The 13,405-nt window shown below is 35.8% G+C and carries 12 protein-coding genes; 9 read left to right on the top strand and 3 right to left on the bottom strand.

Annotated elements, in window-relative coordinates; genetic code table 11:
- Window positions 1–20: 20 nt before the first annotated feature.
- The 3 genes from Q1V95_RS05430 to Q1V95_RS05420 all read left to right on the top strand — a co-directional run bounded on the left by Q1V95_RS05430 (window position 21) and on the right by Q1V95_RS05420 (window position 3,351).
- Window positions 21–1,073, top strand: coding sequence for a T9SS type A sorting domain-containing protein (locus tag Q1V95_RS05430; protein ID WP_300671282.1), 1,053 nt, complete (start codon window positions 21–23; stop codon window positions 1,071–1,073).
- A 201-nt stretch (window positions 1,074–1,274) separates the two neighbouring features.
- Entirely contained in the window at window positions 1,275–2,171 is an 897-nt protein-coding gene (locus Q1V95_RS05425; protein WP_300671280.1) for a DUF4476 domain-containing protein, read from the top strand.
- A gap of 190 nt (window positions 2,172–2,361) precedes the next feature.
- Window positions 2,362–3,351, top strand: coding sequence for a T9SS type A sorting domain-containing protein (locus Q1V95_RS05420; RefSeq protein ID WP_300671276.1), 990 nt, complete (start codon window positions 2,362–2,364; stop codon window positions 3,349–3,351).
- Between the two features lie 73 nt (window positions 3,352–3,424).
- Here Q1V95_RS05420 and Q1V95_RS05415 read toward each other — a convergent pair whose 3' ends face one another.
- From Q1V95_RS05415 to Q1V95_RS05405, 3 genes are all read right to left on the bottom strand, one after another.
- The gene (locus Q1V95_RS05415; RefSeq protein ID WP_300671274.1) at window positions 3,425–4,852 is read right to left on the bottom strand and encodes an MFS transporter; all 1,428 of its coding nucleotides are present in this window, start codon (window positions 4,850–4,852) and stop codon (window positions 3,425–3,427) included.
- Window positions 4,853–4,966: 114 nt separating this feature from the next.
- Window positions 4,967–5,317: a preprotein translocase subunit SecG gene (gene secG / locus Q1V95_RS05410; protein WP_300671272.1), complete on the bottom strand. Its 351-nt coding sequence runs from the start codon at window positions 5,315–5,317 to the stop codon at window positions 4,967–4,969.
- A 63-nt stretch (window positions 5,318–5,380) separates the two neighbouring features.
- Window positions 5,381–6,223 (bottom strand): chitobiase/beta-hexosaminidase C-terminal domain-containing protein, encoded by an 843-nt coding sequence (locus Q1V95_RS05405; protein WP_300671270.1) that lies wholly within the window; start codon window positions 6,221–6,223, stop codon window positions 5,381–5,383.
- A 68-nt stretch (window positions 6,224–6,291) separates the two neighbouring features.
- Here Q1V95_RS05405 and Q1V95_RS05400 point away from each other — a divergent pair, with 68 nt between their 5' ends.
- The 6 genes from Q1V95_RS05400 (at window position 6,292) to Q1V95_RS05375 (ending at window position 13,388) form a co-directional block, all read left to right on the top strand.
- A complete protein-coding gene (locus Q1V95_RS05400) occupies window positions 6,292–8,292 on the top strand; it encodes a S9 family peptidase (protein WP_300671268.1) in 2,001 nt (666 codons plus the stop codon).
- 201 nt (window positions 8,293–8,493) lie between these two features.
- Complete coding sequence (locus Q1V95_RS05395; protein ID WP_300671265.1) at window positions 8,494–9,666, top strand: HAMP domain-containing sensor histidine kinase; 1,173 nt, start codon at window positions 8,494–8,496, stop codon at window positions 9,664–9,666.
- 148 nt (window positions 9,667–9,814) lie between these two features.
- Window positions 9,815–10,531 (top strand): type 1 glutamine amidotransferase domain-containing protein, encoded by a 717-nt coding sequence (locus Q1V95_RS05390; RefSeq protein WP_300671263.1) that lies wholly within the window; start codon window positions 9,815–9,817, stop codon window positions 10,529–10,531.
- A gap of 15 nt (window positions 10,532–10,546) precedes the next feature.
- Window positions 10,547–11,473 carry an NAD-dependent epimerase/dehydratase family protein gene (locus tag Q1V95_RS05385; RefSeq protein ID WP_300671261.1) on the top strand — a complete coding sequence of 309 codons (927 nt, stop codon included), beginning with the start codon at window positions 10,547–10,549 and terminating at the stop codon, window positions 11,471–11,473.
- A gap of 507 nt (window positions 11,474–11,980) precedes the next feature.
- Window positions 11,981–12,331: an IS200/IS605 family transposase gene (tnpA, locus tag Q1V95_RS05380; protein ID WP_300671257.1), complete on the top strand. Its 351-nt coding sequence runs from the start codon at window positions 11,981–11,983 to the stop codon at window positions 12,329–12,331.
- 145 nt (window positions 12,332–12,476) lie between these two features.
- A complete protein-coding gene (locus tag Q1V95_RS05375; protein ID WP_300671254.1) occupies window positions 12,477–13,388 on the top strand; it encodes a helix-turn-helix transcriptional regulator in 912 nt (303 codons plus the stop codon).
- The last annotated feature ends 17 nt before the right edge of the window (window positions 13,389–13,405 follow it).

Raw genomic sequence — 13,405 nt, 5'->3', positions numbered from 1 at the left:
TTATGTCAAACAAATATGCTATGATTAAAAAACTACTCACTATTAATTCCTTGCTTATAATTTTCACTTGTTTTTCGCAAAGTATCACTTTTGCAGATGCAAATTTTAAAGCAAAACTTTTAGAATCATCTACCAGCAATCTTATTGCAACGGATGTGAATGGAAAATCTATTAAAATAGATCAAAACAATAATAATGAAATTGAAGTTTCGGAAGCTGAGGCAGTTGTTACTTTGTCGCTGAATAATCGGAGATTAGGAAGGGAGGATTTTGTTACTTATTTTTTTCGTGAAGAGTATGTATCCGATCCTCCCGCAAATAATATTTCATCATTGGATGGTATAAAATATTTCAAAAATTTAAAATCTTTGGATTGCTCAAGCGGGCAATTAACGACAATCGATTTTGAAAACTTAAATAATTTAGAATTACTTTATTGCAACAAAAATAAGATTGCGTCATTTGTTAATTTTGATGTTGTCAAAAAATTATTGTACCTAGATTGCTCAGATAATTTATTGACAAGTATTGATCTAAGTCAATCGTCTGTATTAGCAGAGAGACACTATACTTTGTTTAAACTTCGTAATAATAATTTTCAAGCGATTAATCTCCAAAATAATAAGACTACTGCTTATATGATACTAGCATCTTGGGAAGATTGCCCTTTCTTTTATGATAACATGGGTACTAATTCATGTACTTATCTCCCAAAATTACAAGGAAACCCTAATTTGACAAGTCTTAAAGTTAATTGTGCAGATAAAGGTTTTTATAAGCAAGATTATCCTTTTGCTGTTGATAATTGTGATTTAATTTCTACAAATGAAGTCAGTAAAAACAGTTTTAAAATCTATCCAAATCCAGCTAAAGATGTATTAACTATTGAGTCTACAAGCAATATAGAAAAAATTGAGATTTTTGACGCATCATCAAAATTAGTTTTTAATGAAATTGTAAAGAATCCAACAATAAAGGCGAGGATATCTCTAGATAAACTATTGCCAGGTGTGTATCAAATTGTTATAAAAAGCAAGTCTGGTACTTCAAGTCAAAAAATAATTAAAGAATAAAAAAAGAGAAGTCAGTTTTGGCTTCTCTTTTTTTTGTGTTGAATTTTTCTTTGATAATATTTTTTAAGGAGAGTTAAATGCGATTTTGTTAAAATTTCAGAATTAGTAAAAATATTTGATTATTTCTTTAAATATGCTACAATACACGTTTTTTGGCACGTTTGTAGAATGTAGGAAAGTGTAAACCTAAATTTTAAAGTCATGAAAAAGATATTTACATTTTTAATTTTAGCAGTTAGCTTGCAAGCTTTTGCACAAGAAGCTGGACGATCTGGAGAATTGCTAAGAAACGAGGCTAGCGCTTCCGAAATGCAAAAACAAAGCAGCATCGGAGAGATAAGTGGCGAGAGAGGTTCTTCAAAAAATTCAAACAATACTTTGCGAAATTCTGGAGGAGGCAATGGCTCTTCTGGAATGAGATCCACTAACAATTATCGTTGGAATCAAAATTATGGTTATTCCGAGGTATTTCTAAGAATTCCGGAAAATGGCTATTTTACAGTAGAAGTTGGTGATCAAGTGATAAGTAATGCGTCAGGAAAATACCGTTTCTTTGATTTAAGTTCTGGAAAGATTCCTGTATCAATTTATACGAACGGTTATCTTATCTATAGAACACAATTGAAAGTTGCGAACAACAGCAGAATGGTTTTGGATTTCTTCACCAACAAAGGATTGTATTTGTTAGACTCATATCCTGTGGAGGGTCAAATGTATGGCTTTAATGAATGGGACGATGTTTGGAACAATCCTTACAATAGCAATTCTGGTTGGAATCAACCCAGTTTTCCAAATTCCAATATCAGCGGTGTTATGAGCAGTCAACTGTTTCAACAGTTTTACAAAGCAATGCTGAAAAATGCAGCTTTTGATAAAGATAAAAAGGAATTCATCCTTCAACAAGTCCGAACAACTTATTTTACATCAAATCAAATTGCAATGTTGATAAAACCATTTTCTTTTGATAGTAGTCGTCTGGAAATGGCAAAAATATTATACAAAAACTGTGTTGACAAAAACCAATACTTCGTCGTTGGGGATGCTTTTGATTTTGAGACAGGAAGACGAGATCTAATAAAATTTATTTCTAGTCAATAATTTTTAGAATAAAATGTGATGAAAGAGGAAGTTAGCTTCCTCTTTTTTTTGTGTAAAATTATTATTGGCGAATGTTTTATTTTGGTGTATTTGATTTTTATTTGTCGTAAAAAATTGTTATTTTAAGGGAATATTTTAGTTAAATTTAATTAAATATTAAACGAATCAATCTCTAATAAACACTTATGCTATGAAATTAAAATTACTACTTATTGCTAATTTGGCAAGTATATCGCTTTTCGGGCAAATGACCATTACTAAAACGGCTAATGATCCTGTTGTTGGTGATGTTATCAACAATGTTATTGTTAATGGAATGGTGGATAACTCTGCGATTGGTGCGAATTCCACTTTTAATAATGCTTCTTTAACCAGTGGCGATGCGGTGACCAATACTTATAGTCTACCAACAGTAGATGAGATTACGACCTATCCAGGGACTACAATTAAACATAGCGACGGCAATGGGACTTCAATTTTTTATAAGCAATCTTCTAGTCTTCTTGAGATTACTGGGATTACTATGAGTTTGGGTTCGTTGAATTTCAAAACAACCAACGCTGTTGCGATGAAGTACCCGATGTCATTTGGAAATATTGTTAATACTAATAATGTTGCTGCTGGTAGTATTTCTGCCAATGGTGTTAATGGTTACATCAAAGGTCCAGTAACTTTGGAAGCTGATGCGTGGGGAACTTTGGTTATTGGTTCTAAAACCTATCAAAATATTCTTCGAGTAAAAGCTTTTATGGATTTTAAACTTTATTTGCTGCCAAGTTTTACGCTACAAGTTGGGACGTTAACCAATACGATGTATTCTTATTTTGATATGTCGCACAAATATCCAGTTTTGATGTCTACAGATATTGCAGCTACTGGCGTGGTCAATCAATCTCAAAGTGGAGCACAAGCCATAAACGAAGCTTTTTTAGCCACAACAAACAATTCTGTTGAAGTGGTGATGTTTTACCCAAATCCAGCAACAGATGTTGTTAATATTTCTGGAAACAAAATTCCTTATACCGAAGCAAATATTTATTCTGTTGATGGAAAGTTGGTTAAAACGACAAAAATTACAGACGGAAAAGTTATTGTGGCAGACCTTCCAAAAGGAAACTATATGCTAAAAGTTTCTAATAATAGTTCACAATCAAAATCTGTAAAAATCATTAAAAAATAATTTTTCTATTGTTAAATAAAAGATTCGTTTCAATTAATTTTGGGACGAATTTTTTTATTTTTTCTAAACGAAATTAATGCGTTTTGTTTAAATCATTTTTAGCACGTTTTCGACTTTTCATGTTTCTAACATTGATGCCATCACGATCTGATAATTTTAGGTATTCATAAAGCGTTACCAATCCTAGAACGCCAATAATGGCAAAAGCTAAATGGAAATCGCTAACATTATAATGACCTTCAGTTCCATGGAATAAGCTCGCGGTTTTTAACGAGAATGCACCAAGTGTAATTCCCATTCCCAAAGTCATTTGCTGTGCTGTACTATATAAAGTGTTAGCGTTGTTCATGCGTTCTTTTGGAATATCAGCGTAAGCTAAAGTATTAAGACTGCTAAACTGCATAGATCGGACGCAACCAGAAACAAATAATACGATAATGGTCATCCAATGTGGCGTATCTGGGAATAGTAGAAGCATTGCAAAGGATGTTAAACTAAGTAAAATAGTATTGGCAACCAAAACTCTTTTAAATGAAAATTTTCGGGTTATCCATACTGTTGCTGGTTTCATTACCAAACTACCAACCATACTTGCCATTAGTAAACTTCCAGATTCGAAAGCTGTTAATCCAAAGCCGACTTGGAACATCAAAGGCATTAAAAAAGGAGCCATACCAATAACCATTCTTGTTATCGAACCAGAATAAATAGTAATCGCATAAGTTTTGGTTTTTAATTCCGAAAAGTCGAGTAGTGGATTGTCGACTTTTTTGGTGTGCAAGTAGAATATATAAAAAACAAAAATACTAAATAACATCAATGGCACCGAATAATAAACAGGCAACATATCATTGGTGAAGCTTTCTAAACCTAGCATAAAGCCGATCATCCCAATAGTACTTAGTGCAAAACCTTTTACGTCCAGTTTTCTATCGGTTTTTTCGTTTGTGTCGGGGATGTATTTCATGCTTAGAAAGAATGCTAGAAGTCCCATCGGGATATTGATGAAAAATATCCAATGCCAATTGAAATAGGTGGTAATGTATCCACCAACAAAAGGACCAAGAATTGGTCCAATTAATCCAGGCCAAGTAATAAATGCAATTGCACTAACTAAATCGTTTTTCTCAGTATTCTTTAGTACAGAAAGGCGTCCAACGGGAACCATCATTGCGCCAAAGAATCCTTGCAGAGCTCTGGCTAAGGTAAACTGGGTTAAGTTTTGACTCAATCCACAAAGGGCTGAAGCAACCAAAAAGCCAAGTATTGCTGTTCCAAAAACTTTTTTAACACCAAATTTTTCGGAGATCCAGCCACTGACTGGAATAAAAACCGCTAGCATAATAATATACACGGAAACTCCGATGCTCATGTGAAGCGGATCGGCGCCAAAGGATTTTGCCATTTGGGGAAGCGCAGTCGTGATTACCGTGGAATCTAGATTTTCCATTAAAAAAGTGGCACCGACTATCAAAGAAACTCTAAGAGCTTTTGCTTCCATACGAATATTTAAAAATGACTTTTCTTTTGTGCTAAAATAATGCCACTATTGATGTTAGAGCACAAAAAAAGCGACTGAAAAAATCAATCGCTCTATATAGACTATGTAGATAGTTTATTTTTGTGCTGGTGCAGTTTGGTTAGCAGGCGCAGTTTGATTAGCTGGTGCTTGACCTTGTGCAGGCGCTTCTTGTTTAGTTGGCGTCTTTGGCGTTTGGAAGTTGGTTGTTGGTTTACCAGTTATAACGATGCTCAAAAGAATCATTGCCACGATAAATGTAGCTAAAGTCCAAGTTGCCTTGTCCATAAAGTCATTGGTTCTTTGTACTCCAAAAGTTGCAGAAGAAGTACCACCAAATGTTCCTGAAAGACCGCCACCTTTTGGGTTTTGAGCCATAATAATAATGACTAATAGCACGCATGCAATCATAATCAATACCATAAATAGCGTAAATATAGTGCCCATGTAATTTTAAATTTTGAGTGGCAAATATAATGATAAATATTTATTACTAAAAATATTCGTTGCTTAATTTTTAATGAATTTTAAATAATGTTGCACAGAATTGTTTCCAAGTAATTTAACAAGGTAACTTCCTTTTTGCAAATTAGCCACATTAATATCTTTTACGAAATTACCTTGTCTAACTATTTTTCCAGAATAATCTATAATTTCGTAGGTGTCGAATTTTAAATCTGAGTTTACAATCAGTACATCTTTAACTGGATTTTGAGCAATTTTTACGTTCGCAATTTTTGATGATTCTTGAGTTGCCAATAGACATTCTGGTGGATTGCTAATAGGACCAGAAGATGAATCATAATAAACAGTGTCTTCTGAAACAGTTTCGTATTCCAGATAGTTAGCATTTGGCGAGCCCGAGATAAAATTACAATTATTAAAGCTCATTTGGATTTTTGCAAAATTGTAGTTGGTCTTATACCATCCTTCGCAAGCGGCAGTCATTTTTTGACCTGGAGCAAAGAAGTCGATTGTTGTTTGCGGATCTACAGTATTCATGTAAGAACAAGGTGCGCCAGACCAGCTGGTTGGTGGTTTGAAGTACACCGTTTTGGAAGTTAATGTATGCCAAAATTTCTTAGAGAAAGTCTCCGAAAGTCCAGCAGTTCCATTTTGTATTTTCGCTTTAACTACTATATTTTGTGTGACATTGATGTTGACAATATTATTTGCAGAAGCAGAGCTAAGGCTAGGTTCTGAGCCATCTAATGTGTAGTAGATTGTTCCATTAGCATTAATGGTTGCACTGTAATCTTGCCCATAATTATAGTTTAACTGAGGATTAAAACTAATTTGCGAAAATGCAGAAGTTGCAAAAACAAGGGCTAAAATTTGTAAAGATTTTTTCATAGTTAAGAATATTTGGGTTAATCGTTTTAAATTTAATAAATTCGTGCTTATAAAAGAAAAATATTTTCATGAAGTTAAAACATATTATCGTAGCGCTTGTTGCGCCCTTTATGATGAATGCACAGCAAAAATTAACGCCCGAAATTCTGTGGACGCTTAACAAATTAGGTGTTCAGGCAGTTTCTCCAGATCAATCTTCATTAATCTACAAAGTCAGTAAAACGGATTTGAAAACCGAAAAATCAAATTCTTCAACTTACTTTATGAGCTTGCTAAACCAATCTGCAGATAAAGTTGATTTTGGAAAACGTGCGGTTATCCAATGGGACAAGAATGGATTGTATGCGCAAGAAGGTGATAAAATTGTATTGTCTAAAGATGGAGGAAAAACTTGGTCAGATTTCTATACTGTTGGTAATGATGCCGAAAATATTGTAGTCTCTCCAGACGGGAAAAAAGTAGCGTTTAGCAAAGCTGTTTTAGTAGAAAACTTAATGGCTAAAGACAAATACGTTGACACACCAAAATCTACAGGACAAATCTATACAGACCTTAACCATAGACATTGGGACGCTTGGAATGAGGGACGATACAATCATGTATTTGTAGTTAATACTTCAGATTCTGCTGATAAAGCAAAAGATTTGTTAGAAGGTAAAAAGTTTGATTCGCCACAGAAGCCTTTTGGTGGAAGTGAGGATTTCGTTTGGAGCCCAGATTCTACAGAATTGCTTTATGTAACTAAAGCTAAAAGTGGTGCAGAATATGCGCAAAGTACTAATACGGATATTTTCGCGTATAATCTTGCGACTGGTCAAACGACCAATTTGACGGAAGGTATGATGGGTTATGATGTTGCACCATCATTTAGCGAAGATGGAAAAAGCCTACTTTGGCTAAGTATGAAGCGTGATGGTTACGAGGCTGACAAAAATGACATTATTGTTATGGATTGGAAGTCTAAGGCCAAAAAGAATCTAACTGAAGCTTGGGATGAGACTGTTTCTGGTTCGACGTTTTGGAGTAAAGATTCAAAAAATATTTACTTTACCGCAGCCTATCGTGGTACAAAACAACTGTTTGTAGTTGACGCGAAAGGAGGAAAAGTAAATCAAGTAACGAATGGTCAATTTGACGTTAACGATATTTTTGCTCAAACAAAAAATGGTTTGGTCGTTTCTAAAGTAGATATCAATCATAATGCTGACCTTTTCAATGTCGAATTAAAGAAAGGGCAGTTATCTCAGATGACGGATGTTAACAAAGATAATTATGCTAAATTAACTTTCGGAAAATCGGAATTAAAAATGGTGAAAACGACCGACGGCAAAGAAATGGGCGTTTGGTTCCATTATCCACCGAATTTTGATCCGAACAAAAAATATCCGACACTTTTGTATTGCCAAGGTGGTCCGCAATCAGCATTAACACAATACAATTCTGTAAGATGGAATTTTGCTTTGATGGCAGCAAATGATTATATCGTAGTAGCTCCTAACCGCCGTGGTATGCCAGGTTGGGGAACCAAATGGAATGAAGATATCTCTGGCGATTGGGGAGGACAACCTATACGCGACTATCTTTCTGCTACGGATTTTGCAAAAACGCTTCCTTATGTAGACAAAGACCGCGTTGCAGCTGTTGGTGCCAGTTATGGAGGATATTCGGTGTTTATGTTGGCAGGTGTCCATGAGAATAGATTCAAAACTTTTATCGCACACGATGGATTGTTTGATATGACGTCTTGGTATGGTACAACAGAAGAATTATGGTTTGCGAACTGGGATTTGGGTGGACCTTATTGGAAAAATCCGACGCCAAAGGCTTACACAGATTTTAACCCTATTAAAAAAGTAGCGAATTGGAATAAGCCAATTATGGTTATCCAAGGTGGAATTGATTTCCGTGTGCCTTATGAGCAAGGTCAGGAGGCTTTCCAAGCTGCAAAATTAAAAGGTCTTAAAACTAAATTTTTATACTTCCCGAACGAAAATCACTGGGTGCTTCATCCTCAAAATGGATTGGTATGGCAACGAGAATTTTTCGATTGGTTGAAAGAAACTTTGTAACAAAGCTTGTAAAATAGCCCCGATAGAAGCGGCATCCTTTTGTGGATGCCGTTTTGCATTTGTGGTGGCGGCTTCCGCAAAAGATATAGCGGATAGCGGGATAAAGCTCCTAAAAAAACAATATTTGAAGGATAAATCACGTTTAATAAAACTTGATGTTGTTGCTAGCTCCCGATTTTTTTCTAAATTAGTCAACGTTTTATGAAAAGGCTTTATTTTTTTTCGAAGATTAATAAATGGATTATTTATACCATTTTGACGGCAGTTGTGATCGGGATCATTTTGTCGTCGTCGGTGATGATTAATTATCTGCGGGAGAAGGAAACGGGACGGATAAAGTCGATTGCAACGGCGATGAAGTACATGCAGGACGTTAATTTTGACTATCGCCTTAACGAATTGTCCCTCAATGTTATCAACGAAAATGAGGATATTCCTTTTATCCTGACTGATAAAAAAGGTAACCTTATCGAGAGCCGAAATATTCCGTCGGATGTTCTCAATAATCCGGAAAGGCTAAAAGCGATGATGCGCCAAATGGAAAGCCGCTATCCTCCGTTTGAGATTCAATTGCCGGAGTTTAACAACCAATTTATCTATTACGACAACTCGGAATTGTTGAATAATTTGAGGTTTTATCCCTATGTTTTAGCATTGTTTATTGGAGGTTATATTGCATTTTCGTTTTGGTTTTTGAGAACTTTGAAGAAGACTGATGAAGGTTTTTTGTGGGCGGGACTGGCAAAAGAAACGGCACACCAAATCGGAACGCCACTGTCGTCAATGATTGGCTGGGTAGAAATTATGAAAATGGAGGATGAAAATGGAATGGGCGTTAAAGAGCTTGAGCAGGATGTTAACCGCCTAAAAACGATTTCGGAAAGGTTTTCTAAAATTGGTTCGATACCAGATCTTAATGATTTGGATTTGGTGGAAACGGTGCAGCAGAATTTTGATTATTTAAAGAAACGTATTTCGACTCGGGTTGAGTTCAGTTTGCAAAAGACTTATGAAGAAATCAATATTCCACATAGTCGAATTTTGATGAGTTGGGTTATCGAAAACTTGGTTAAAAACGCTGTGGATGCGATGAAAGGCGAAGGTAAATTGGAACTTTTTGTGTACCGAAAAGGAAAAAATGTCTACATCGACGTTAAAGATAATGGATCGGGAATGACGAAAGCACAAGCGCGAAGTGTTTTCAAACCTGGATATTCGACCAAAAAACGTGGTTGGGGATTGGGCCTTTCACTTGCCAATCGTGTTGTTAAAGAATACCACAACGGCGAAATAAAAGTGAGCCAAACCGAAATCGGAAAAGGAACAACTTTCCGAATTACACTTAAACTTCCGAAAGAACTAAAAACCTCGTAAAATTAATTTTGCGAGGTTTTTTTTGTTATTAAGTTCTTAGCTAAAATTTTCAAAAAATCGTGTCCGAGATTTGGCTACTCATTTTCGTAATTCGGTTACTTTTTTGCATATAAGTTTTTAGAATTTTGTACTTGTAAAAATCACGGAGATGTCCTTAATTAAAATACTTATCGTTGTAACCAATGTTAATGTCTATGCCAGTGGAAATTTTCCGACCGGATTGTGGTTAAGCGAGTTGACGCATATTTATGACGCTTCTAAAAAGAATGCTTACGAAATTGTAATTGCGAGTCCCAATGGTGGCGAGGTTCCTATAGACCCAGAATCTTTAAAGTTTTTCACTTTAAATAAATTGTCGAAGGAATATTGGAAAGACGCCAACTTTCGGGAAATTTTGGAGAATAGCAAAAGTTTGAAAGAGGTTCAAAATGAAAGTTTCGATGTCGTTTATTTGGCTGGAGGGCATGGAACGATGTACGATTTTCCCGATAACGAGATGCTTCAGAATCTCATCGCCAATCAATATGAAAATAAAAGAATTGTTGCGGCGATTTGTCATGGCGTTGGAGGTTTGTTAAACGTGAAATTATCTGATGGAACATATTTAATTAAAGACAAAAAGCTAACAGGTTATGATTGGTTTGAAGAAACATTGGCTGGACGAAAGAAGGAAGTGCCTTTTAACCTCGAAGCTGCTTTAAAAGAACATGGTGCTAAATATGAGAACGCTTTTATTCCGATGACATCGAAGGTTGTGGTGGATGATAATTTGATTACTGGTCAGAATCCTTTTAGCTCAAAAGAAATGGCGAAGGTGGTTATAAAAACGCTTGAAAAGAAGCTGCAAAATCAAATGGTGAATTAATTTAAAACTAAAAAAATGCAAACAATATTAGGTGCAAATGGACAAATAGGCGAAGAACTCGCTCGGGAATTGAAACGAAATTACACTTCCGATATCAGAATTGTCAGCAGAAATGCAAAGAAAGTGAACGAAACTGATGAGGTTTTCTCGGCGGATTTAATGCTTCGCGAACAAGCTATTGAAGCTGTCAAAGGTAGTGAAATCGCCTATTTTACCTTAGGAATGCCTATGAATACACAAATGTGGGAAGAAAAATTTCTTGTTATTCTGCAAAATGTAATAGAGGCGTGTAAAATTCACGGAACGAAATTGGTTTTCTTTGATAATACTTATATGTATCCGCAGGATGGCCGTATTCTTACTGAAGAAACTGCTTTTGCGCCCGTTGGTAGAAAAGGAATCGTTCGAAAAAATATGGCAGAACTTGTTTTGAAAGAAATAAAAGCGGGAACACTAAATGCCGTTATTTGTCGCGCCCCTGAATTTTACGGACCTTCGAAAACGCAAAGTATTACCAATACTTTTATTTTCGACAATATAAAAGAAGGCAAAAAATTAAAAGTTCCTTTAAGCGATTCTAAAAAGCGAAGTTTGATTTGGACACCCGATGCAAGTAGAGCAACAGCTTTGATAGGTAATACTGCCGATGCTTTTGGGCAAACTTGGCATTTACCTGTGGATAAAAATCATCCTACTTATAAAGAATTTATCGCCTTGGCTTCGGAAGTATTTGGCAGGAAGTTGTCTTATTCAGTGGTGCCAAAATTTGTTTTTAATATCGGAGCTTTGTTTAGTTCGAAAGCAAAAGAGCTTTTGGAATTGTTACCTCGCTATGAACATGATAACATTTTTGACGATTCAAAATTTCGTTCGAGATTTCCTGATTTTAAAGTGACAACGTATCGGGAAGGTATGGAGAAGATTAAAAAGGAATGGGAATAGTTCAACCCTTTGGGTTGCTTGCGTAGACTCCGTGCGTGAAACGCACGGTTATGGAAAAGTTAAATCCTTCGGATTTACGCGGTGGAAGTGTACTCTTGTGTGTTTGGTCATTTCACACACGGTTATGAAAAGTTAAATCCTTCGGATTTATGCGGTAGAAGAGTAAGCCCGAAGGGCTTAATATTCATAACCCCGTACGCAGTGCGGGGAAGACAGAAGATAGCAACACAATACAAGAAAGCCCGAAGGGCTTAACATCATTAGCCCCGTACGAAGTGCGGGGAAAAGATGAGAGACAATTGTCCAGCAAGAAAAAGCCCCAAGGGCTTAATATTCATAACCCCGTACGCAGTGCGGGGAAGACAGAAGACAGCAACACAACACAAGAAAGCCCGAAGGGCTTAACATCATAACCCCGTACGCAGTGCGGCGACAGAGAACTGAAAAAAAAAAAACCATATCCCCAATAATTAGTAAATTTAATACTCCAATACAAAACTCGCCGCCATGAGTTACACCCAAATTTTATATCACATCATTTTCGGGACAAAATACCGAAAGCCAACAATTAATGAAGCTCATTGTGAGGAACTTTACAAATATATTTGGGGGATTTTGGCGAACAAAAAATGTAAATTATACCGCATTAATGGCGTTGAAGATCATATCCATTTGTTGGTTGGTTTACATCCGTCGGTGGCACTTGCTGATCTGGTGAAAGATGTAAAAGTTGCAAGTTGTTTGTGGATGAAGCAGAATGCGAACTTTCCCGATTTTGAAGCTTGGCAGGAAGGTTACGGCGCTTTTACGTATTCGTTGCGAGAAAAAGAAATGATTATTGGTTACATCAAAAAGTAGAAAGAGCATCATAAACACGAAACTTTTTTAGATGAGTACAAACGCTTGCTCAATGAAAACGATATTCCATTTGAAGACCAATATTTGCCATAGTTTAAAAAATACAAAACTGAACCTTCACAGATATTCTCCAAAATAATTTAAAATGACAACTCCCATCAATATTTCCAGTATCAGTGCGCTACATCAGGCTTTGGGTTTGAATAATCCTACCAATCCGTTGATTAGCGTTTTCGATTTGGATGAAGTCGCCGTAGAACCAGATAGAATAACAATTCCATTTACGTCGGATCTTTATTTTGTTGCACTCAAAAAAGATTGTGCGGGTGGAATTCAAAAATACGGACAAGGTCACTACGATTTTGAGGAAGGAATGATGTATTTTATTGCACCACAGCAGGTTTTGCAGTTTAACGAAATTGTATTGGCGAGTCTTAAAGGTTTTGTTTTGGTGGTGCATCCCGATTTTTTGCATGGAAGTCCGATGTTGTCGAAGATTAAAGACTACAGATTTTTTGGTTATAGCAATAATGAAGCTTTGTTTCTTTCGGAAAAAGAGGAGCAGTCGATTATGGAAATTATTGAAAATATGAAGCGCGAGATCAATAACAATATGGATGCTTTTACGCAGGATTTATTGATTTCTAATCTCGATTTATTGTTGAAATATTGTGATCGTTATTATAATCGCCAGTTTTTGACAAGGAAAAAGGTAAATAGCGATTTATTGACCAAATTAGAAAGCCTTTTAGATGAGTATTTTCAACAGGATAAATTAGTGTTAAATGGAATTCCAACGGTTCAGTTTGCGGCGAATGAACTGAATTTAAGTCCAAATTATCTCAGTGATATGCTCCGCGTTCAAACGGGAAAAACGACGCAACAACATATTCAAGAACGTATTTTGGATAAGGCAAAAGAGCTGCTTTCTACGACCAATAAATCCGTTTCGGAGATAGCTTTTGAACTCGGATTCGAGCATGCACAGTCTTTTCATCGCTTGTTTAAGAAGCGAACTTCGGTTTCGCCCTTGGATTTTAGACAGTCATTTAATTAATTTTTTGTGGCTAAATT

This window comes from Soonwooa sp. (assembly GCF_030151385.1).
Lineage (GTDB): Bacteria > Bacteroidota > Bacteroidia > Flavobacteriales > Weeksellaceae > Soonwooa.
Note: the sequence above shows the minus strand (reverse complement) of the source record. Positions and strands in the feature narration are given on the sequence as shown.